Origin of the sequence: Enterobacter cloacae complex sp. IR5402 (assembly GCF_049238125.1) — a bacterium.
Classification (GTDB): Bacteria; Pseudomonadota; Gammaproteobacteria; order Enterobacterales; family Enterobacteriaceae; genus Enterobacter; species Enterobacter hormaechei_C.
Window position 1 is genome coordinate 511,549 of the sequence record NZ_JBMKHO010000002.1, and the last position, 23,278, is coordinate 534,826.

The 23,278-nt window shown below is 55.4% G+C and carries 13 protein-coding genes and 2 pseudogenes; all 15 read right to left on the reverse strand.

Annotated features, from left to right (window positions below; genetic code table 11):
- Position 1: 1 nt before the first annotated feature.
- The 15 genes and pseudogenes from ACOTXL_RS05615 to irp1 all read right to left on the reverse strand — a co-directional run bounded on the left by ACOTXL_RS05615 (position 2) and on the right by irp1 (position 23,215).
- Positions 2-2,740, reverse strand: a complete 2,739-nt coding sequence (locus tag ACOTXL_RS05615) for a VirB3 family type IV secretion system protein (RefSeq protein WP_001096398.1) — start codon at positions 2,738-2,740, stop codon at positions 2-4.
- Positions 2,741-2,752: 12 nt separating this feature from the next.
- Complete coding sequence (locus ACOTXL_RS05620) at positions 2,753-3,046, reverse strand: TrbC/VirB2 family protein (protein ID WP_000600171.1); 294 nt, start codon at positions 3,044-3,046, stop codon at positions 2,753-2,755.
- Positions 3,046-3,756, reverse strand: coding sequence for a lytic transglycosylase domain-containing protein (locus tag ACOTXL_RS05625; protein WP_043906712.1), 711 nt, complete (start codon positions 3,754-3,756; stop codon positions 3,046-3,048). The genes ACOTXL_RS05620 and ACOTXL_RS05625 overlap by 1 nt, the downstream gene beginning before the upstream one ends.
- Before the next feature lie 72 nt (positions 3,757-3,828).
- Positions 3,829-4,062, reverse strand: coding sequence for a hypothetical protein (locus ACOTXL_RS05630; RefSeq protein ID WP_001231171.1), 234 nt, complete (start codon positions 4,060-4,062; stop codon positions 3,829-3,831).
- 568 nt (positions 4,063-4,630) lie between these two features.
- A pseudogene (locus tag ACOTXL_RS05635) lies at positions 4,631-4,780 on the reverse strand (Hha/YmoA family nucleoid-associated regulatory protein); the annotation flags it as partial.
- Between the two features lie 221 nt (positions 4,781-5,001).
- Complete coding sequence (locus ACOTXL_RS05640) at positions 5,002-5,211, reverse strand: TraR/DksA family transcriptional regulator (protein WP_001112403.1); 210 nt, start codon at positions 5,209-5,211, stop codon at positions 5,002-5,004.
- The gene (locus ACOTXL_RS05645) at positions 5,201-5,782 is read right to left on the reverse strand and encodes a DUF2857 domain-containing protein (protein ID WP_001593435.1); all 582 of its coding nucleotides are present in this window, start codon (positions 5,780-5,782) and stop codon (positions 5,201-5,203) included. The genes ACOTXL_RS05640 and ACOTXL_RS05645 overlap by 11 nt, the downstream gene beginning before the upstream one ends.
- Positions 5,767-5,948: pseudogene (locus ACOTXL_RS05650) on the reverse strand (hypothetical protein). Before ACOTXL_RS05650 ends, ACOTXL_RS05645 begins: the two are co-directional and overlap by 16 nt.
- A 21-nt stretch (positions 5,949-5,969) precedes the next feature.
- Positions 5,970-6,155: an AlpA family transcriptional regulator gene (locus tag ACOTXL_RS05655; protein ID WP_000205185.1), complete on the reverse strand. Its 186-nt coding sequence runs from the start codon at positions 6,153-6,155 to the stop codon at positions 5,970-5,972.
- A gap of 139 nt (positions 6,156-6,294) precedes the next feature.
- A complete protein-coding gene (locus tag ACOTXL_RS05660; protein ID WP_000039782.1) occupies positions 6,295-7,221 on the reverse strand; it encodes a hypothetical protein in 927 nt (308 codons plus the stop codon).
- An 872-nt stretch (positions 7,222-8,093) separates the two neighbouring features.
- Complete coding sequence (fyuA, locus tag ACOTXL_RS05665; RefSeq protein ID WP_043906713.1) at positions 8,094-10,115, reverse strand: siderophore yersiniabactin receptor FyuA; 2,022 nt, start codon at positions 10,113-10,115, stop codon at positions 8,094-8,096.
- A 130-nt stretch (positions 10,116-10,245) separates the two neighbouring features.
- Positions 10,246-11,823 (reverse strand): yersiniabactin biosynthesis salycil-AMP ligase YbtE, encoded by a 1,578-nt coding sequence (ybtE, locus tag ACOTXL_RS05670; protein WP_001088835.1) that lies wholly within the window; start codon positions 11,821-11,823, stop codon positions 10,246-10,248.
- A 3-nt stretch (positions 11,824-11,826) separates the two neighbouring features.
- The gene (gene ybtT / locus ACOTXL_RS05675) at positions 11,827-12,630 is read right to left on the reverse strand and encodes a yersiniabactin biosynthesis thioesterase YbtT (protein ID WP_000194282.1); all 804 of its coding nucleotides are present in this window, start codon (positions 12,628-12,630) and stop codon (positions 11,827-11,829) included.
- Positions 12,627-13,727 (reverse strand): yersiniabactin biosynthesis oxidoreductase YbtU, encoded by a 1,101-nt coding sequence (gene ybtU, locus ACOTXL_RS05680; protein ID WP_000982853.1) that lies wholly within the window; start codon positions 13,725-13,727, stop codon positions 12,627-12,629. Before ybtU ends, ybtT begins: the two co-directional genes overlap by 4 nt.
- Entirely contained in the window at positions 13,724-23,215 is a 9,492-nt protein-coding gene (gene irp1, locus ACOTXL_RS05685; RefSeq protein ID WP_043906714.1) for a yersiniabactin polyketide synthase HMWP1, read from the reverse strand. Before irp1 ends, ybtU begins: the two co-directional genes overlap by 4 nt.
- Positions 23,216-23,278 lie beyond the last annotated feature (63 nt).

Genomic DNA, 23,278 nt, shown 5'->3' on the forward strand with positions numbered 1-23,278 from the left:
GTCAGAGCGCTTTAGCCAGGTAGGTATCGAGCCATTCATGAGGCTGCATTCCTTCCCGGTAAATCGATTCGAATATTTCGAGGTTGGGGGCATCGCCGCTCATGACTTTGGTGTATCTGCCGATACCCGACAGGTCGAGCGTGACACGAGCGGCAAAACGTTTGGTATCGCCGCGCTTGAACTGATTTTTCACCACAACATACTGGCGGGCTTGCGGGTCAAGCCCTTTCACCACGTCGAACACTTCCGGTTCAAACTTCATACCGTCAACATAGTGTGCGCGGTCGGCGTTGGGGTTCGCCGCCAGAATCTGTGTCCCGCACTGCTCAATCACTGCCGGGGCGATATCATCTTTGATGATCTCTGCCGGGGATTGAGTACCGACGACCAGCATCCCGTTCAGCTTACGGATGGTTTTCAGCTTGTTATAAGCAAAGTCCTTAAACACCGGGTCGCGTAACCACTTCCAGAATTCATCCATGAAAATGACCAGGCGTCGCCCGTCAAGCAGGCTGGTAATGCGGTACAGCAGATAAAACGAGATTGGCGCACATACGCTTGCATCGTCCAGGAACTCCGTTCCGTCGATGCCGAAGTTATCGCAGTTGCTGATATCGAACGTGTCAGACTCGTTATCAAACACCCAGCCGAACTCACCGCCCTGCGCCCACTGTGACAACCGAATGCTAAGGCCGTTTTCCTGGGCTTCTTTCGTAGCCGGCTCAGGCAAATTTTCCAGCATTCGGGTAATGCCGTAGACGCGATATTGCGGCTCGTCATTCATCACAGCATTGACCGCATCACTCAGACGTCGTTCATCGCGTGGGGAGATCGTCGAGCCGTTACGGGTACAAAGGATTTTCATCAGTTGCTTGATGAAATTGATATTGCGTTTGGTTGCTGGCAACGAGAACGGGTTCCACCCTGTAGACTCACCACTGATAACCCGATAGTAACGGCCACCCAGCGCCCGGATGTTCATCTCTGCGCCCCGGTCTTTATCGAGGTAAACGGTTGTCAGCCGTTTGGTTTTGGCATCCGGGGAGAAGCTATCCTCGCGCCCGTATTTCTGCTGCATGATCTCAAAGAACGTCATCAACATGGTTTTACCCGAACCGTTCGTACCGAGGATGCAGGTACTGGCCGGGTTCTTCTCGTTGAATTCGTCCTTATCTGCCAGTGTGTTATGCAGGTTGATATAGTAGCCATCGCCTGACGGGGTGCGCAGTAAAGCCATCGCATCCCCCCAGGGGGCTTTATCGCGCTTGCCCGGATAGAAATTATGGAGCGCGGCCAGCTCCACAAAGTTCTGGCTACTCAGCTCCCCTTTACGTGGCCTCAGGTTGTAGTTGCCTGGCAGTTGCGCCATATACGCCGCTGAAAGCGATATTTCTGCCGGAACAGGCGTTATCCCTATGTTGTTCAGCGCGTTACTGATTTCATTCGTATCAGCAACCAGGCTTTCCAGCGACGGGGAATACACCATGATGGAAAAATGGTGCTTGCCGTAAGCGATTTTCCCCGATGTCAGCAGGTCAAGCGCCACATCCAGATCCAGCCGCTGGGAAACAGCATCGTCGTCGGCACTCATCAAAAGGCGACGGGTACGCTTAATGGCTTTCTTCGCTTCCTCGCGTGACATGCAGGTATAGGACTGCGTGATCACGTAATCGCAGGGGGCGTAAAGAAGGGAGTCCATCATCCCCGTGGCGGTCTCTTCGGAGAACTCTTTAACCTCTAGCCCCCGGAAATATTGCGTACCGTTGGCGTGGTTTATCTGCCCGGATTCAGCCGAAAAGAACAACGCCGCCGCCCCCATCACGTCATAGGCTGGGGTACGGGTGACGCGCACTTTTCGCCACTGGTGCGTTAGCAGATATTCATAGAAAGCCAGTTGCGACGAAAACACCGCGTTTCCTTCGGTAAACGTACCGAGAGGTCGCGCACCATAGCGCGACAGCGCGGTATCGAGCGTGCTTTTTATTTCCAGCATTTCCAGCAAAGCACCGTCCAGCTCCTTTAGTTTCTGGCTGTCTTTCATCCGTTTGCGTTCTGCTTTTTCAAGGCTGACAAACGGGCGATAGCAGACCGTCAGGAACAGGCGGTTGCGCCGGAACAGACCGACAGAAGCGTAGTAAAGACGGCTAACTTCATCGGCATACGGGTTGCCGGAATCTTTATGAAGATTGTCGGTAAACGTATTGCGGTCGTTATGGATATAGAAAGTAACTGGCATACCTTCGAATGAGCGGATTAGCCCGTGTAACTGGTTCGTCCCGAACTGGAGCGACTCGTCAGACTCGCAGTCGAACGGCGTTCCCATCAATTCCCAGGTGCAGTACAGATCGCTCTTAGGGGAACGAACCACATGCTGATGAATGTGCGATGAGTACGGGATGTACTTCTTGATGGTGGCACACTGATTTAGTTTCATGGCGTCGAGAAACTCCTTGATATCAACATCATCATGCTCAACGGGCATAAATGTTGTTGCGCCAAATAAACGGTTTGCTACCGGCTTTCCCTTCGCTCTCAGCCATACGGCAATCAGATTGAACCGCATCGGTTCATTTCTGGTAAGGGACTTCATCACCAGAAATTGCACAGGAAGTAAGAACAGGAGAGCGACGGAAGTCCAGATAGCAACGATGATGGTTACACCCGTGACAGCCAGCAGGGGCACCATTGGCACCCCCCACAGCGCCGCCGGGCGTTTCATTGCCTTGAGCAGCTTTGCCATATGTTCAGCCTCTTAGCTCATCAGCAGAGCGCCGATTTCACTGCCTCCGCCAATTAAAATGCCGCCAATGATGATGTAGCCGCACTGCGACAGGCTCTCGCCTTTCCACAGGGTCTTATAGCCAATCCAGATCACGGCCACGGTGATCGTGATTGCCGCCAGACCATGCAGCCCGGTTGACACTTTTTGCATGACAGTATTTGCCCGCTGAAATCCGTCGGCCAGTGCCGGGGTTGCAGAAAAAGTCGTCAGCGTACAGGCCGAAACGGGGGGGACCACAGCTTTTAGCTTGCGGAAAAGTATCATTATTCCTCCTCCTCACGGGGTGACAGGGAGAAACTCCGGCGCACTGACGGCGCGGAGAACGGTGCGATGAAGATTTTTTCTTGGCGGAGTTTCGCAGGGACGCCACGGACGACGACTCCGGGCCAGATCACGTGGTGACGGGATGAGTCACTGGCAGGGGCGGTTTTCAGGGGAACGGCAACTGATGATTTGTCCTCACGGGTTCCGGGGACCGCATAGCGGGATGATCCCGGCGGATAACCGATTCGCTGGATATAGCTCGTTCCGGAAAACGCCGTTTCAGGTTGTTGCCCGGTACTGAAATTGCCGGAATAATAACAACTCAGCGCCCTTTTCAACGTGCCGCCGCGCCGGTAGCAGTCTCTGAGAATGTGTTCGAAGACGGACAGATTGGTACAGGGATCAAGCAGCTCTGTGGCGGACACACCATAATGGCGGAAATTGGTGCTGGTGATTTGCATCAGCCCGACAGAGTAACGGCGATCCTGTGCTGACAGGCGACGGAGAATATGCTCTGCATCTCCCCGGCTGGCTGGCAGGTGAGAAATAATGTGTTGATCGCCGAAAGAGGGGCCGGCCTTCGGGACAATCTCAGCGATGGCATAAGGGTTAAAACCGGATTCCACCCGTGCCACGTCGAATGCCGTGGACGGATGAATGCTGGCGGCGCACTGCATGGCTATCGACAGAAAGGCTGTGGTGGAAAGCATGGTGACCTCAGTAAACAAGTGACATGCAGGGTCTGCTGATACTGCATGCTGTGGGAACAGAATTAAGGGTGGTTACGACACGGTTTCGATGGGGCCCGTATTCTGTGGTGGATTATTTTCCTCCCGGGGCTCAAGCAGGACCAGTTTGCCGGAAACGGCAATACCGGGCGTCAGGACAATATTCAGACCGGATTTACCGTGGTGGGGAAAGGCGACTCCGACCTTTGTCCACCAGGTATTTTTCTCACCCTGAGAGTCCGGATGACTTTCCTGGGCAACATACGCGTAATAAACAGGCTTTCTCATAGTGTCCTCGTTTAATTAAAATTGTTGAAGATGATTTCTTCGATCACATTCCGATCCTGCATTCCGGTTTTAACGGGTCAGCGAGAACATTCAGCGGCACCCTGAATTATGGTTGTGTGACAGCCCGCTCCATATTGTTAAAGAGCATGGTCAGGATGCAGGAGGGGTAATGAAATTTTAACGGGAAAATAAATACCGGAAGGAATGATAAAAAAGTATGTGAAATTAACGTATTACTGGCACGGTGTGTGTGTGCATGAATGATGACGGGCGGGCTGATAATAATATTTGTTGATTATTATCAGGTTAAATTAAACATCCGGAGGAAGACTTTCTTTATATGTCAGATGGGGTTGTATGCTGTCTCTGTGGCTGAATTTGGTAACGACAATAATGTGTAAGGCGTGAAAGACAGGAATACAGTAGTCCCTTTTGTTGTAAGGAACGGTCTTTAATCTGGTTAAACGTTTCCCGGCCACTTAGGCCGATACTTACCGGGCCGGGTGGTGAAATTCGTTTTCATGCCGCAGTGGTGTCCGTCTGTACCTGTTGCATAAAAAACACAGAGTTATCTGACATATTTCCAGACATTACCGGGAACCTTATCAAAGTACTGGTTCATTACAATCTCTGCGCGGCGATAATCTGCTGCGGCATAAAGCATTTCAAGCTCATTCCCTGTGAGCTTTTCTTCCATATGCCCGACAACCTTTTCCAGCAGGCTGCCGTCATTTATTTACCGCAGTTTTCTGACGAATTCCATCTTGTTTGCCGGTTTGTTCATGTCTGACCTCTGGTGTACTGACTGTAAAAAAGGATTGCCACAGCAGGAGATGTGAGCAGGTTATTCATCCATGACATGGAGGCACGGGAACCTGAAAACAAGCCGGCTGGTGCATATTAAAATGTGCGGAGCTATTCTCCTCCGCACATACAGATTTAACGTCTGCGTTTCTCCAGTATCGACTGACAGTCAGTACAGGTTGTTACACCCGGCAGCGTCTGACGGCGTTTTTCCGGAATAGCCTTGCCGCAAAATCGACAGTGCTGCAGGGAAGGTGTCGGTGTGGGTCTTAACCGGCTTTGTTCAATCAGTGCTTCTAGGCACCGTTCATTAAACGCCTGATCGCGATCGATTTCATCTGGCACGTTGTATTCTCCTTACCGTGTTCTTTCTTTCGCAATGCGTGATGCAGTTCCAGACAACGGTCAGCGAGGGGGCAGTACACGCTGAAAGGTTTTCTGTAACCTGCATCATGGCGTCCAGCGCCTCCGGGGAATCAATGTTTTCGACCCGATATTTTTGCCACTGATGCCAGATTGCAGCATCGGTTTCTTCATCCGGAATGGGTGTTCTCCCGTTTGGAACGGAGACACCGAGTAACCGGCGGCGTGCACAGGTTTCTCTGGAGCCAACCCCGAAATAACGGTTCATCAGTGCGATTGAGCCCCCCAGCCTGACAGCTCTGTTCAGTTGTTCCTGACGCCTGTTTTCCTCGTGGGATGATGCCAGTAATTTTTGCAGGACATCATGGCGGATAGTAATATCGACAAGCGGTAAAGGTGCCTGACTGAGGGTGATAAGATCGTTTATTGATAAGCAACCGAGCAAATTCATTTCATCGTAAGTGAATCCCATAGTTTCGCAGTGATGAATATTTCCTTCCCGTAGCGCCTGAAGAGCAACGGTTAATATAATATGATTCAGGGATGGAAGCATGAAATTGACTCCTTAACTGAATAAGTGCTCAGTAATTCAGCTGAATATTCAGTGAATGGTATAGTGTCATATAGCACAATACCGGGCAGGTCTGAAATATACATGCAGGTGCTTTTTTTATACCTGCAGGATCGAAGTTTATGAGTGCCGGGATATTAATGTTCATCATCTTCTCCTCATTGCGTCTTTATCGGTCAGATAACTTTTTGTTGATCCACTCGTCAATCTCAGACTCGAGCCAGGCAACACTAGCAGGGCCTATTTTTATTGAACGGGGAAATGCACCCTCTTTCATATAAAGGTATATCTGTGAACGCTTCAGCCCTGTTTTTTGCTCAACCTGTCTGAGGCGTAGTAACTGATAAGATGTCATATATCCTCCTGTGACTGAAATAAACGGTGGCCGGAGAATAAAAAAACACAGTGGAAGCCTGAGAGAAAGCTGGTGAGCCCTAAATAAGGGATGCAAAACCCTTATTTAGGGTTGTCGGCCATTACAAATGGGGATGGTATTAGCCGGATAAGGATGTCGAAGATGGCGAACCACGCTTCAGCGCATTTTTCAGTGTTTCAGCGTCCAGTTTTTCCCCGATGCCATCGTCTGATGCCCATTGTTCAAAAATAGAAAGGAGCTTATAGGGATGATTCAGCAGTGGGCTGATAGTATCATTGTGCTTGCAGGCCAGCCAAAACAGGCGTGATAACGGTGTTGTCATACGGGAAGGTGAAATGGGATGACTCTCCCTTTTTTTGTATAAATTAATTAGTCTTTCGACTTCGGTGTGGCGAATAACAAAACAGGCATCAGGCGGTAATGTATAAAGAGGAAAGCACCCATTGTGATTATATTTTATGGTCGTCACTTCTGTTAGTTTTTTTATGACATCTAATGCTGTGTTTTTAGGTAGTCTGGAAATTTGTTTTTCTACGCGTTCTTTCCAACTCATCGTTTCGAAAATTTGAAAAAGCTCCTCTGAAAATCTTACTATAATACCATGGTTAGTTTTTCTTGCCCCCACAATTGGGGAGGGGAATTTAAGTTCACGTGCCAGTATGCGCTGAATCAAAACATATTCATAGCCTATCAGGGGGGTATCTATAATTTGTTGCACAGGACAAACATATCTGGCTTCTGTACAGAGTCTTAAATTTTGACCATAAATAAAACCGTCCCTGTCAAGCATGCATAGTTTATCAAGTAGGTCTCCCTCAAACTGCCTGAATTTTATTTTTCCATTAAAAGTTTGTATCTTCTTAAGTATCACAGGAGACTGGAAATAGACCGATAGTAGGATGTTGCCACTCAAGGCATGACGATAAATATCGCTAGGAGTAATTTTTTGTTTTATGGCTTTGGTAGTGATCTCAACTGCTTCCGTTATAGTGACCCATGTTGACATATAATGAGTTATAAGCAATGGCTGATATTTTTTTGACATAATATTATCTCCTTCTACACAACAATTCGTTCCGTTAAGGAAAAAGATTGGTGCCACAAGTATTTATTTATGATTAATCAGAGGGTTTATGAAAGAGAAAAGGATGTATATTTCTGAGTGAACATGTACAGGCCTATGGGGTGACTATTTAATGAGTAAATGCCGAATGATTTTCGGGGTGATGATTATAACTTGAGGAAAAATCCCAGCGTGGTTTGAGTAGTGTACCTGAGTGATATTTGTGTTATGTATGCATTGATTGCAGAAGAATAAATATAGTTCAGGCTAGTATAGTTTGTGGTAGCTATGAGAATATATAATCTATTTTACCTATAAAATAATTTATATGTATGGGGTGGTTTTTTTTGTGGCGAATTGGTTTTACTGAACCCTAACTTTTGATTTTTAAGTTTGCACTTATTGATATGTTAATATGATAAATGCTTTATATCAGTTTTACTCTACAGAATTTCAAAAAAATAGATGTGTTAATGACTGTTTTTGCCGATGAAATCTTTGAGTTTTCGAAATTGTTTTGAGTTGAGGGTGTGTAATTGTAAAGGTTTTATTAATTCGGGTTGTTTTTTTTAGGTTGTTTGTCTGTGCTTTTATATTCTGGAGATGTGCCTTGTATATAGGATTGTTTGTTGGTTGTGTTTTTAATGTTGCACTGTTGTGAATTTTTATTTTGATATGATTATTTCTTTAGTATAAGGAGAGAAAGGAACGAGAAAGTTAAATCTATTTGTCCTAATCGCAATTTCATTGTTTAAATAATCACTATGGATTAATATTTTTTGCGACTCTGCTGAGTTACTGGTTTTAACTAGTGGTGTAAAAGGGATACCTTTTCGGTATCCCTTTTACAATAATCAGAAGAAATCAATTCGCGTATTGATACCGACGGTGCGACCCATATTGACCTGCGCGACGGCGCTGCTGCCGTTCATGTAGCCATAGGTACGGTAACGACGGTCGAACAGGTTATCGACATAGACGGAAATGTTCATCCGTTCAGTCGCCTGCCAGCCCAGGCTGCTGTCCAGGGTGGCATAGGTGCCTTGCCGCAACTGGTTGTCGCCATCGAAATAATGCGGCCCGACCAGATTAACCACCAGTCGGGGCATCAGTGCGCCATAGCGCGTATCAATCACGCCGTTCACGCTGCTTCCCGCGCCATAACGTGGTACGAACGGCACCCGGTTACCGTGATACAACTCACTGTCATTGGTGAATTCGGAACGGATCACGTTGCCATTGATATCCCATGACCAGCCTGGCGCAAACCGCCACTTCGCTTCAAGCTCAACGCCGGTGGCGTCGGCTTTACCCGCATTGCTTAATGTCTGCATCCCGACCGGGCCAGAGTAAAGCTGCATGTCTTTGGTGTGGGTATAAAACGTCGCGGCTTGCAGCGTGACGTCAGCGGTTTCGTAGCGGGTGCCAAGTTCATAGTTGATGGATTTCTCGGCGACGAACGGTTTGGCATCAAGACCCGCAGTAGGCACGATGTTGTACCCGGAAGGTTTATATCCCTGGGCTACACGGGTATACACTCTCCAGTCATCGGTCAGCATATAGCCTGCGGATAGCTGCCCGAGCACCTGATCGTCATTGCTCTTACCCTGGTCGCCAAACGGGTTGCCGAGCATGCTGCTGTGATATTGTGTACTGGATTTATCATGCGAGAAGCGCACGCCGCCGCCGATATCAAAACGATCGGTTAAATGCCAGGTCAGGTCACTGTATGCGGCCAGCGTTTCAGCGGTGGTATAGCCGGTACTGCTTAAATAAGGCATTGTCGGCATGTCGTAGGCTGAATTTAACTTCTCGCGGGTGTTCTGCCGGTACAGCCCAAACACCATATCAACGGTACGCGCATCGCCCAGGGTTGCGGCGCGCAGCTCCTGCACATCCTGATTCCAGCGCTGAGGCATATTGACGATTAACGAACCGGAAGGGAAGGTGCGCGAATAATGCTGCTGCTGCCAGGCGCTGATCAGGTTGAAAACCCAGTCATCGGTGGTGTATTTCCCACTCAGGGTCTGGCTGTCAGTGCAGCGCCGCATGTACGGGTCTGGTGAACCATCGCTGATCGACAGCTTACGGCCCTTAATATCATTCCATCCCACATAGGCGTCCTGGGTGGCGCGGGTACATTCGCGTGAGGCGGCAAAGCCCATTTCCCAGGGCTGATCGTCCGGCGCCAGACGCAGTTTCACATTCCCTATGCTGGCGCGGGTGCCGCCTAAGTCATCGCTTCCCGTCGCGGGGTTAATCATGTCGCCGTCATCAACCTGGCGTAACAGGGTGACGCTGCCGTACAGCAGGCCATCCTGAATGGGGCCGCTCAGGTTGAACTTACTTCGATAACTGTCGCGGCTACTGACGCCGCCTTCAATATAGCCGCGCGGCGTGCTGTCCGGCTGCTGGGTGACGATGTTGATGATCCCGCCCTGAGCGCTTTTGCCATATAACGTTCCCTGTGGGCCTCGCAGCAACTCCACGCTTTGCACATCGGTAAGCGCCTGGATGGTGTTGGTGGAAAGCTGAGGGACGCCATCGACATACAGGGTGACGGCGGGGTTATAGAAGTCCTGCGCTGAAGAGACGCCGCGTAGCGAGATCGTCGAAAAAAGCATGTTGCCGCTATTTTCAATATTGAGCCCGGGCAAGACTCTGGGGAGTTTGTCGCTGGCGGTGACGCCGGCGTCGCTTAATTCCGGCGCGCTGACAACAGTAGACGAGACGTTGTTGGCTGATGCCGAGCGGGAAGATTGTTTACTGGCGGTAACCACCAGCGTGCTTTCGTCTTGCTGTGAAGTCTGGGCATTAGCAATGGCGGGGAGCAATAATCCCCCCAAGGCCAGAGGATAAAGCCGTGTCATTTTCATTGTTGTGAGTCCCTGTAAGACGGCGAAACGCCAAAAATACCGACAATGGTGAATTGAAAATGATAACTATTTCTAATAGTGGTGCTACCCGAAACGGGTTTATTTCAACCTGTTTCGGGTCGGTTTGCGCTTATTGGGCAGAATGGCGATAACGGTCGACGGCGAGAGCCGTCAGGCGTTTTTTGTCTATCTTGCCGACGGCGGTGAGCGGCCAGTGGTCCAGAAACTCGATTTGGTCAGGAATTTTCCACGCGCTGAGCCCCATACGGGTCAGTTGTTGACGCAACTGCTGATAGTCAGTTGGCACCTGCTGCGCGATGATAAACGCGCAAATCCGCTCGCCAAGCAGCGTGTCCGGCGCGGCGACCACCGCGCAATCTTGCACTTCCGCTAAACGCAGCAGTGCCGATTCCACTTCAGCCGCGGCTATTTTTTCTCCGGCGCGGTTGATCTGCTCTTTTATGCGTCCCTCAACGTGCAGGTTCCCCACCTCATCCAGCCTGACATTGTCGCCTGTGCGGTAAAACCCTTGCGCGGTAAAGGCCTGCGCGTTGTGGGCAGGGGCGCGGTAATAGCCCGAAATGGTATAAGGGCCGCGCGTTAACAATTGCCCGGTTTCGCCCGGCGCGACGTCGTTCTCGTCTTGATCAACGATGCGGATTTCATCCAGAGGGGACAACGGGCGCCCCTGGCTGTGGAGAATGGTGGCATGCGGATCGTCCAGCCGGGTAAAACAGAGCAGGCCTTCCGCCATACCGAAAACCTGTTGCAGGGTACAGTCAAAGGTGGCGATAACCTGCTCAGCAAGCGTCGGGTCGAGCCGGGCGCCGCCTGCCTGAATGACGCGCAGCGACGAAAGGTCGCTGTCTTCCCACTCCCTGGCCTGCACCCATAATTGCGCCAGCGCCGGAACCAGGGCGACGTGAGTCACTCTTTCCTGCGCGATTAAAGGCATCACCTCATCACAGCTGGCGCTGTCGGTCAGCACCACTTTTCCGCCGCAGGCAAGCGTTCCCAGAATACCGGGGCAGGCCAGCGGAAAGTTATGCGCCACCGGGAGGACGGCGAGATACACGCTCTGTTGGCTGATGCCGCACAGTTCAGCAGAAGCGCTGAAGTTATAGCTATAGTCGGCATGTCGGCGCGGGATGAGTTTGGGCGTGCCGGTTGTGCCGCCTGAGAGCAACAACAACGCGGTGGCGGAAACATCAGGCTGCGGCCATGCCTGTCGCTCACCGTGAAGGGAGAAGAACGGCGTAAAATCGTCGCTCACGGTCTCTCCAGCGACCAGAACATGACGCAAGCAGGCGTGTTTGTGCGCCATCTGTCGGGCCAGCTCTGCGTGGTTTTCCCCGTGAATAACGTAAGCGACGGGTTGCGCCAGCTCAATCAGCGCGTCGATATCCAGCGCCCGTTGCGAGGGCATCGCCAGCACGGGGATAACGCCCAGTCTTAACAAGGCGAACAGCAGGGTAACAAACGCGTTGTCGTTGGGAAGCTGCACAATTACATGCTCCCCCGAACGCAAACCCAGTGATGACAGACCTGCGGCAAGTTCGTCAACTTGTGCATCAAGCGCGCTGTAGGTTAACGACCCCTTTGCATCAACGACGGCAATTCGCGAGGCATAACGGGCCGCCCAGTGGCGCAACTGTTCGGCAATGGGTAAGGGATACTGTTCAATCAGAGATTTAAAGGAAGAATTCATGCGTCACCTTTCTGAAGTACTGGGCTGTTTTTGCAACGCGGTCATTGCAGAAAATGCGTGGGGAAAATGGCGGACAATCTGCGTAAAAAAGGACCGGGCTTGTTGAATGGGATAGAAATGATCGCCGTCAATCACCACCGGGCCTGTAACGTGGCTCAGCCACTGACGCCAGGCATCGACCTGCTGCCAGGAGGCTTCGCGATCGTGGCTGCCGCACAATAACAGCGCAGGCGTGCGCAGCGGCGGACAGACGTCGGGCGAGTCGTAGTGATAGCTCTCGGTGGCGTAAAAATCAGCGCGCAGAAGAGGAAGAAACAGCGACATTAATTCCTGGTTTTCCCGCAGTTCAGGAGAACATCCGCCAATGTCTATCAGCTCAGCGATAAAGTCGGCATCATCCCGATGGCTGAGCTGGCGTTCAGAATGCAGATGCGGGGCATGGCACCCGGAAATAATCAGTCCTTGTGGCGCAAGCCCCCGTTGCTCCAGAAGTCGGCAGGTTTCAAACGCCACCTGCGCCCCCATGCTGTGCCCGGCGAGTAAAAGCGGCGTGTCAGGCGATACGGATGCTTCCAGCTCGTTCGCCAGCAGTGCCGCCAGTTGTGTAATGCTTCTGAGCGGTTCCAGATGGCGAAGGCGATCGCGCCCCGGCCAGGTCACCAGAGAAAGCGCGCAATCAGCCAGTTGCTCAGCTTGCCAGTGGCGAAACGCGCTACTGCTGCCGCCAGCGAAAGGGCACATGACCAGATGCGCAGTATTGCCGTTCCGGGCGGGCCACAGCGGGATGCACATTGCAGATTGCGTCACAGCGCCTCCTTATCATCATCGTTGTAGAAACCGGCTAACCGGTCGTGGTGCGGCGGTGTCAGGCGTCTGATCTCCGCATTGCCGGTCTTACGTAAAATCTGCTGCCATAAACGTGATAACGCGATCTGATGTACGCTTTGGCAGGCCGCTGGTGGATGTTCGCCCGCCAGATGGCTGCGCAACTGGTGTAGCAACCAGCTGACGCCCTCCGGCCCGACGGTTTCGCAGCAGTCGCGCCAGCTCAGGGGCGCCGCGCTGCGCGTCAGACCCGGCAGATCGCGCAGGATCTCCGGTCTGCGGTAGAGGCTGTGGGCGTTCTCCTGATGGTCTGCGACAAACAGGCTGGATGACCAGATGACGGGGCCGTAGCTCGCCTCCAGCGAAAGATGACCTTCCGGCCAGCCCAGCAGCAGGCGGTGCATGATAAGGCTATGCATATCTGGATCGTCAGGATCGAGATAGCGCTGAAGCAGCAGGCAGGCTTCTCCCTCCGGCCAGAAGAGTCTCAGACAGTGAAAATCGCTAAAGCTGCCAACCACGTCGCACTCCACGGCGGCGGCATCAACGCCCAGAGCCAGCAACAACAAATCCAGAGTGGAGTAGAGCAACTGTCGGCTGGTGGTGGCGTGGACTACCGGCGGCGTCTTAGCCAGGCAGCGACGCAGCTGCTGAGCATCGCGAAGCCATGTGCGTCCCGCGCGCGTATGCGGATAAAACGTGTTTACCCAATAGCAGCAGCCCTGTTCCTGCGCCAGCGTTTGTAAGGAACTGATGTCATCCGGGTGGAGGGGATGCTCCTGAATGACGTGTACGCCGCGCGTCAGAAAGTGTCTGGCAAGCTGCGTACCGGTTCCTCCGGCGACGGTCGAACGCACGACAATACAGGCGATATCCGGCATCTTGGTTATCTGTTCCGGCGAGGTATACAGCGGAATGCCAAACGCATGAGCCAGCTCTCTTGAACGGGCGCTTCCCTGCGCCAGCAGGCCGACCAGTTCCAGCCCCTCCGGGGGCTGCATAAAGGCATTCAGGTACATTTCGCCAAATTTGGCGCCCACAATCAGTACGCGTTGTTTTGGGGAGGCGGACGGCATCATAACGTGTTCTCCGGTTGCGTTGAGGTTGCGCAAAGCCAGCGCGTAATGTGTTGCGCACAAGCCTGAACGTGGGGGGCTTCCATCATGATTTGCCAGTGGCTGGCTTCAATCACAGCGTCGTCGGCGTTGTTTATCCAGCCCTGCCACTCGGTTTCTGCTGGCGTCCAGCGCGCGGGTCTCCCGGCGGCATACACCATGAGACAGGGGACCGGAACGCTTTCGCCCGGCGTATGCTCAGTCAGTAAACGCAGCAGATGCGCGATGTTGTCGAGCCACGTTTCTGCCGCTTGCAGCGTCAGGTTTTGCGACACCATACCGGCCGTTTTAGCGAGGCTGATAAAGTCGGCAAGCTGGCTGTCGGGCGTCTGCTGGTCGAAATGTTCGGGCAGTGCCAGAGGCGTTTGTCCTTCGGCTAACAGGCGCAGCAGGGCCGCCCGGTTTTCGCAACAGAAATCCTGTCGGCACACGGGATCGATTAACACCATCCGAACCTGCTCGCCTTTGGCGTACAGGCGCTGTGCGGCGCCCGCCGCAAGAAACGCGCCATACGACCAACCCGCCAGCACATAAGGGCCGTGAGGCTGCTGACGACGGATGCACCCGACATACTCATCGATCATCTGGTCGAGCGTGGCAAAGCGCTGCGGCGATTTTGCTTGCAGGCCGAAAACGCGCCTGTTCAACGCGCTAGCGAGCGGCAGCCAGGCGCTGATATCGCCGTCTGAAGCGTGGAAGACAAACAGGGTTTCCTCACCGTCGCCCTGGCAAAGGGGTATCGGGTTGTCCTCTCCTGACGTAGCCGCCTGTAGATGGGCGCAGAAGTCGCTCAGCGTCGAATGGCTGAACAGATCCTGAAGGTTAGCCCTGGCAATCCCTCTCCGGTTTAGCTGCGCGACCATCCTTGTCGCCATCAGGCTGTCGCCGCCCAGTTCGAAAAAGTCGTGATGCCTTGCCACGGGGCGAGACAGCAGCGATTGCCAGAGTTCAGCCACCTGTTTTTCCAGCGCCGGATTCCCCCCGGCAACTGGCGTGGGTTTGGCTGGCTCAGTCGGCGTATCAGACGGGGCATGCAGCGGTGTAAATAACGCTTCTCTTTGCCGGATCTGTAAAATGGGCAGACCGGTGCCAAAGCGCTGCTGTAAATAGCGGCTCACGGCTTTTTTATCCGGGCGATTTACGCCAGGCGAACGCGCCACCAGCAGATGCTGGCGCAGCGGCGACGATTCCTGCGCGGGCCACGCCAGCTCGTTTGCAAACCCGGCCTGAACGAGAACCTCCTGCCATGCGGAGCGGGTGAGCATCGGTTTCTCATCCCGGCGGCGGAAATCGCGGTATCCGCTTAATCCCTCAATAAAGCCCACGCTCGCCAGCTGGAATACGCTGTTTCGCTCCGTCGCTTCAACGATCAGCAAACGTCCGCCGGCTTTCAGCAACAGTTTTAATCTGCGCAACGTCTGGACGACATGGCTGGCGTCGTGGAGCACATTGACGGCAACGATCAGGTCGTAACCCGCCTCCGGGTGGGCGGTGAAATCCAGCGGCTGGTTGATGTCGAACAAGGCATAAGACACCTGCGATTCATCATGGAAACGGGATCTGGCGTCATTGAGGAACTGCGCGGAGACGTCCGTGAAGTGGTACGACTGCCGCGTGTTCCGCGTGGCCTTCAGCACCGGCGCGGTAGTGGCTGCGGTTCCGGCGCCAACCTCCAGAATCCGTTCTGCGCTGCACAAGGCGGCAATCTGCGCGGTATAGCGATTCAGACAGGCGCTGGCGGGGTTGTCGCGATACAGCGCGTCGGTAACGCGATGCTGCTCGTTGAACAGCAATTCCAGCGGAGAACACCGCCCGGAGAAGAGGGCGTCGTGCCGGGCGATGCAGGTTTCCAGATACTGCGCCAGCGCCTGGCTCCATTGGCTTTGCGGGCACGCTTCCTGAGGCTCAGGAATCTCGCTGAGCGGAATGCGGCAGCGCCAGCTTTCACCTTCGCGGATTAACCACTCTCTTTCCGTCAGACACTGTAGCCACTGGCGCAGCAGACGCTGGTGAGACGCTTGCGCGGACAGCGCCTGTACTATTGCGCTAAAGCGATGGGCGATCTCCGGCGTGGTAAACAGGCCGTGACGATTTAGCGTAGCCGCGATCCCCTGTAGCGCACGCGCCTCCAGCCAGCGCCAGGTCGCCTCCAGCTCATCAAGCTGCGCCTGCTCAGGCAACGGCAGCGCCAGTTGGGTAAGTTCGTGCTCATCAGGCATCGCCGCTGATGGCGACGGATCGTCGGCCATCACGATATCCAGCGTCAACGCGCCCTGTTCGGTTATTTCCGCTCTGGCCTGCCGGATGCCGGGGTATTCGAGCGTCGCCTGCTCAATATCCCGCAGGTCGTAGTCCGCCTGCGCGTTCAGCGGCCAGCGTCGGCGGGGAATGTGCCCGGCGATGCCGCTGGCGAGAGTCTTCAGGCTTTCAGGGGCGGCGATGACGGCTTGCAGGATGGCGCAATAGTCATTAAACATCGCCTCGGCAGCGCCGGGTTCCAGCACGTTGTCCATGCAGTACCAGCTAAACATCAACTCGCCGTCGCTCTCCATGACCTGATGATCCAGCCAGACCTGCGGCGTTTGCGTGAATACATAGCAGGGTTCGCCGAACAGATGGCTCATCGCCTGATCGATAGTCATGCCTTCCAGCGTCATCCCCAGCATACTGGTAAACACTACCGGCATCAGCGGTTGACGTTGTGATCCGCGCAGGCGGCCCAGCTCACGGATCACCTCAACACCGTTCATTTCACTGTGCGCCATGTTTTGCCAGAGGCGCTGTTGGGTCTGTTGCATCTGCTCTTGCAACGTCACCGGCGCTGAGAAGTTAAAATCAACCAGCGTGACGGAGGTAAAATCACCAATCAACTGGTTGATTTGCGGATGGATCGGCTGGCGATTGAAGAACGTCAGGTTCAGCGTAAATGTTGTGGTACGGCTCCAGCGCTCAAGGGTGGCGGCAAACAGCGTGAGCAGCGCGGCAGACGGTGTGACGCCTTGCTGCTGCCAGCGCTGTTTCACGGCCTGCCATTCTGTCTTGCCGATCGTCGAGTTGAAGGTGGTGAAGTGTGGCGTTTCCGGGGGCGTCTCAACCACCGGCAGCTCTGGCGCTAAGGGCAGTTGCGGCAGTTTTTCCTGCCAGTAATCCCAGGCTTCGTGCCATGCCGATGTCTGTCGGCGCGCCTGTTCAGCCATCACATAATCACGGAAGGTAATAGCGAGCGGCGCCAGCGTTTCACCGCGCCAGACCTGCGCCAGGTCGTCCATCATGACTTTAAAACTCTGCACATCAAACTGCAAAAGGTCGAGGTTCATATGCAGACGGTAATGGCAATCGTCGATTTCGCTGACCACCAGCTCAAAAAGAGGCCACTGGTCGGCAGGCAAAACGCGATAGCTCAGTTCATGCCGCCGTTTTTCCAGCGCGATGCGCTGTTCTTCCGGGGAAAGCGCGCGCAGATCGTCACGCGGGATGTGATACTCCGGCGTTGTCGCCAGGATTCGCTGCTGCCCGTCGGCATCAACCACCATACGCAACATATCGTGGCGTGCGATGAGCTGGTTCCATGCTTTCTCCAGTATGGCGAGATTGAACTCATCGTGGCGTTTATCCCACTCAAACAGGACGTGACAGGCGACGCCGCCATAGCCAATGAGGTGGGTTCGCCCCAGCCAGTAGGCGTGCTGAATGGGCGTCAAAGGGAAGGGCGCATAACGCTCGTCGGCGTCGTGCCGCAACACTTCCGGCTGCGAAGCGGCAGGCGTCGCCTCTGGCTTAGAACAGATAAGCTGCGTGAGTCCATGAGGAGACAGATCCTGCCATGCCCGTTCCGCATTGATGCGTACGCCCAGGTAGTGCTGAATATCGCTACTGAGTTCAAGGAAGAGCAGCGAGTCCATGCCGAGTTGCAACAGATCCTGGTTTGGATGCAGTGACGCCGGATCGCTCAGCCTTAGCTGAACCGCAATCCGCTTTTTCAGCCATGCCATCACCGCTGTTTCATCGCTCAGGCTGCCGTTAAAGGCGTTGTCATCAGCAGGAGGAATGACCGGCGTTGCGGCTTTTTCTGTGGCGCTGATGTTAAACAGAGCCTGTTGTAACGGGGGCATTTTGTCGGTAAAAACGCGCATCGCCAGTCGCCACGGGGCGCCGCGCATCACCGCCTGTTCCAGGTGCCAGCAGCCTTCGGCATCGCTTAACGCGCCCATACCTCGGCTGGCGAGCGTCGCCAGCATTTCCGGCGTGGCCGCCCGACCGCTTTCTCCCCATGCGCCCCAGGCGACAGAGAGCGTTTTCGGCGCATCAAGGGTGGAAAACTGCTGGGCCAGCCCGTCCAGGTAGCCGCAGGCCAGCGCATGGGCGCTCTGACCCGGCGCGCCGAGGGTGGCGGCAGCGGAAGAGTAGAGAATAAGATAGCGTCCGTCGTGGTTGCGCAGGGTTTGCAACAGCTGGCTTGCCGCCTGCGCTTTTACCGCGAAAACGGCAGCCAGCTGGTGGTCATCAAGCTCCTGCAAGGGCGCGTCAGCCAATACGCCAGCGGCATGAATCGCTCCGGCAATGCCGCCGTTGGCCGCCAGATCGTCAAGAACCGTGGCCAGTTGCCCGGCATCGCCCACATCACAACGGCAGACGCGCGTCTGCCCGCCCTCCACGTCGCGTAGCCATGACTCATCCACGCGCGGCGCCAGCAGGGCGATGCGTCGCGCCCCTTTTTCTCTGAGCCAGTTCACGGCAAGGCGGCCTAATCCGCCAAACGCTCCGGTCACCAGATGCCAGCGGCTATCGCCGGTAAACACGTTTGCCGGTAATTCAGCGGCGCATCCCGTATTGGGCGCCAGTGAAGGGAGCCAAAGGGTGTCACCCCGTGCGGCGAGCCAGCGCTGTGATAGTGAGACTGCGCTCAACCCTTGATGCAGCGTTTCCCACGGGGGGTTTTCGGCGAGATCGATGGCGGCAAGCAACCGTTCCGGCTGTTCGTTGGCCGCGACGCGAAGCAAGGCCCATAGCGCGTGATGGGATGCAGAGAGTGCTTCATTTTCCTCGACTCGCCACGCGCGGCGAGTAACCACAATCAATCCGGCTGCGCTGGCGGTGAGCGCTGCTATCACTTTCTCCGCTAAGGCCAGCGTATCCTCGCTCTCCTCAACAATCATCAGTCGCGAAGAGGCGTGCGGATCGTGAATGATGCCGTATTGCGCCAGCTCGTCGCTGCGCGCAAGCGTACCGGCGCTGAAGCTAAAGGTAAGCGGTTGGTCAATGCTGGCGACGTTGAGGGGCGTCCAGCGCCATTGATAATGCGTCTGCGGCGCAGGAAGAGGCGCGGCGGGCGATAGCGGCAGCCACTCGCCAGCAGGATGACGGGCTTCAACGCGCATCTGACCGCGGGAAAAGGCTTCGTTTTGCCAGCTTAAGCGAACCTTCCCCAGCCACTCCGGGGCGGCGACGGGGGGCGGTTCCACAGGCAGAGCGTCGCCATGACGCTGTGAAAGCAGACGCCAGGCCTCCTGCCAGCGGGCGTTAAACCGTTCGGGCTGACCTGCGCAATCAGACCAGTCGGCGAGATAATCACCGTTATCCGTCAGCGCCTGCCCCAACACGGGTTCTGATGGCGCGGTGAATGTTACGGCGCTAACCGCCTGACCGGGCAGCGTGGCGAGAATGATATGTTCGCTCATCCCGGCGGTCGGGCTGCCATCCTGCGGTAGCCACGCCACTTTGCTGAATCCGGCGTGGCGGCACTGTTGTTGCCACTGAGCGGTGGTGAGGAATAACTCACCTTCGCGGGCGTCGAGATCCTGTAGCGGAAGAACCAGCGGGCCGAAAACGAAGTCAAACAGACGCATTGGCTGGGTGATTTCGCGCATCAGCAGGCGCCCGCCCGGCTTGAGCAGGGGGCGCAGATTATCGAGCGTGCGGCCAATATGGCGGGTGGCGTGAATCACGTTCGCTGCCACGATAAGATCGTAAGACTGTGCCTGGAAACCCTGAGACTGCGCCTCTTTTTCGAGATCCAGCTCGCTATACTTCACAAAATCATAGTCGGCGAATTTCTGCTGGGCGCGACGGGTGAACAGCGCCGAGATATCGGTGAAATGGTACTCCAGTGCCGGAACGCCGTTGAGTTCCGGCAGCAGCCACGCGGTGGTGCCGCCGGTTCCGCCGCCAACTTCAAGAATACGCAACGGCTGGCGGGGCTGACGCGTCTGGACAATGCCGCGTAATACCCCGGCGGCGATTTGGTTGAAATAGCGGCCAAAGCTGAATTCCTGATACAGCACTTCCACGCCGTCGGAGGCGCTTTGCGGGAAGATAATCGCCACCGGTTCTTCCGCGCCGCTCATCATTTCATATAACCGATCGCCGGCACGGGCGATGGTGTCGGGAATAGCCTGAAAACCTTCACAATAACCGGCAAGTTCCGTCAGCAGTGATTCCCGCTGTTGATGTTCAATGGGGCGGGCGCGGACGTATCGCCCGTCGGTGCAGCGGTAATCGCCGTCGACCACGCAGTTATTCAGCAGGCGCTGGAGTAGCTGCTGGTAGCGGGGCAGCAGACGTCCACGGCGCATGATGGTCATGGCGTCCACGCCGTTCTCAATGGCATCGCCGGTACAGCGTTGTACCAGTTGATCGACGTAGATGGCGTGCAGTCGCGTGGCGCACTGTTTAAGCGCTTCCAGGCGAGGGAGATCGAGCGCTGTCGCGGCGCGACTCGCCACCTCCAGCCCGGCAGACAGCGCTGCGTCGGCAGGCTCGCAGGCCGGGGAGACGCGCTCTTTCCAGTAACGCTCAGTATCAAACGGATAACATGGCGCAGCGATACGTTGTCCATCGCCCGCCAGCAGGTCGGCCCACGGTAGGGCGACGCCGGCAGCGTAAAGCTGGAGCAGGGCCTGATTGAGGACATCGCTCGCCTCTTTGTTACGCCGGGCGCTGGCTATCCAGTATGCGTTATCGCGGTATTCGCGCTGCCCGCAAGCAACCAACTGGGCATCGGGCCCCATCTCCAGAAAAACGCGGGCGCCGAGCTGATGCGCCACCTGAATACTCTGGATAAAACGCACCGGCTGGCGCATGTGTCGGCGCCAGTAATCCGCCTGGTTGAGCGTTGACTCATCAATGACGTCGGCGGTGAGCGTGGAAATAATCGGTATTTGCCCCGGCTCCGCGTGCAGTCCCGCGCAGGCGTCCTGGAACCGATCGAGTATCGGCTCCAGTAAAGCGGAGTGCGCCGCACCGGTTACGCTCAGGCGACGATAGTTAATGTCATGCTGCGAGAGCGTGGCGCAAAATACTGCGAGACGGGCTTCCGGCCCGGAAAATACCGTATGTTGCGTACCGTTATTGGCGGCGAGATCCAGCTCAAACTGGCGAGCCAGCGGCATCAGCGTGTCTTCGTCTGCAAATACCGCCACCATCGCGCCGCTTGCGCACTGCTGCATTAGCGCGCCGCGCCGACAAACCAGTGGCATGACCTGTTCAATCGTATAGTGTCCGCAGACAACAGCAGCGGCAAATTCACCGACGGAATGCCCAATGGCGAAGTCTGGCTTCAGTCCTTCAGCACGCCAGTGCGCCGCCATCGCGATTTCAAACGCGACAATCGCCGGCTGCGCCCAGGCCATATTGTCCAGTTGCGCCGAATCGGGGTTAAACATCGCTTCGCGCAGTGACGGCGTGAGCATTTCGCTACAGGCGGAAAAACAGCGATCCAGCGTGTCGGCAAACGCCGTTGAGTGCTGGTACATCGTTTGACCCATAGTGCGCCAGTGCGAGCCCTGGCCGGTAAACAGCCACACCTGCTTGCCGCTGGCGCCGTGGCCGCTGTAAACCAGCGCCCCCGATTTCTCACCGGCCCAGGCGCTGAGCGCCTCGGCGGTTTCACGGTTTAATGGCGCCGCCAGGCGGAAGGGGAGATCGAGACGGCGCGCGTGCAGGGCTGTGAAGGCCAGAGAGCTGGCATCCGCATTCTCTCTCAGCGCCCCGGCATAATCCGTCGCCAGCCGCCGCAACGCGCTGTCGCTGGCGGCGCTGAGCAGCAGCGCGGTACTTTTTCTGCCGCTATCCGTATTGGGGAGGCGCGCGTTGAGCGCGTCGGGCAGCGAGGCGACGATCATATGGCAGTTGGTGCCGCCAATACCAAAGGAGGAGACGCCCGCATAGCGCATTTCGTCCTGCCATGCCTGTGCCGACACCGGTATGGTAAAGGGGCTCTCTTCAAGTTTCAGCGCCGGGTTGGGGGTGTGAAAATTCAGTAAGGGAGGAATTTGCCCGCGACTGACTGCCAGAACGGTTTTCAGCAGTCCGGCAATGCCCGCCGCGGTATCCAGATGGCCCATGTTACTTTTCACGGAACCGAGCGCACAGCGCTGATCCTGCGGGCGAGGCGCATAGACGTTGCGTAACGCTTCAATTTCAATCGCGTCGCCCAGCGGTGTGCCGGTGCCGTGGGTTTCAATGTAACCTACCTGCCTGTCGTCGATGGCCGCCAGCATTAACGCCTCTTCGATGACTGCCTGTTGCCCTGCGACGGAAGGGGCGGTATAGCCGACCTTTCTGTTGCCGTCGTTGTTGACCGCGCTGGAGAGGATCACCGAGATAATCGGATCGCCTGACAGCAGCGCGTCTCTCAGGCGACGCAGCACCACGCAGCCGAGACCGTTACCGGCCCAGGTGCCCTCAGCCGAGGCGTCAAAGGGACGACAGTGACCATCAGGAGAGAAAATCATTCCGGGCTGGTAGCGGTAGCCTGCCTGCTGGGGGAAAGAGAGCGCCACGCCGCCGGCAACCGCCATATCGGATTCGCCTGCGCGCAGGCTTTCACAGGCCAGATGCACGGCAACCAGCGAGCTGGAGCAGGCGGTCTGTACCGATAACGCCGGGCCGTGCAGGTTGAGTTTGTACGCGGCGCGGGTGGCAATATAGTCTTTATCATTGCCCATCAGAGATTGCAGACCTTTTACCTGCGCGACTTCTGTCACGTTCAATGCTTCGCGACCGGGGTAGGTACTCATCCGGGAAGAGGCGAAAACGCCGGTCTTATGGGGGACGGCGCCGGGGGCATAACCGGCATGTTCCAGCGCATGCCAGACCGCCTGCAAAAATAGGCGCTGCTGCGGGTCCATCGACTCCGCTTCCTGTCGCGAATAGCCAAACAGGGTGGCGTCGAAGCAGTCGGCGTTGTCTAACACCGTACCGATATTGACATAATGAGGATCGTCAATGATGGCGGCATCCAGACCGACGGCCAGAAGCTCTTCGCGCGTAAAGCGTCGGCTGCATTCACGACCTTCCAGCAGATTTTGCCAGAACGTTTCGCCATCCGGCGATTCAGGAAAATGGCAGGCGTAGCCGATAACCGCGACAGGTTCGCAGTCCGGGTAGTGTTGAGCGATCGATGCATCAATGGAATCTGCTGTCGGCGCAGAAGAGAAGCGCAAGTTATCCATAATCGGTCCCGTTTCCTAAGATTCACAAAGTCAATGGAACGCCATGCGTTCGCGATGGCGTTC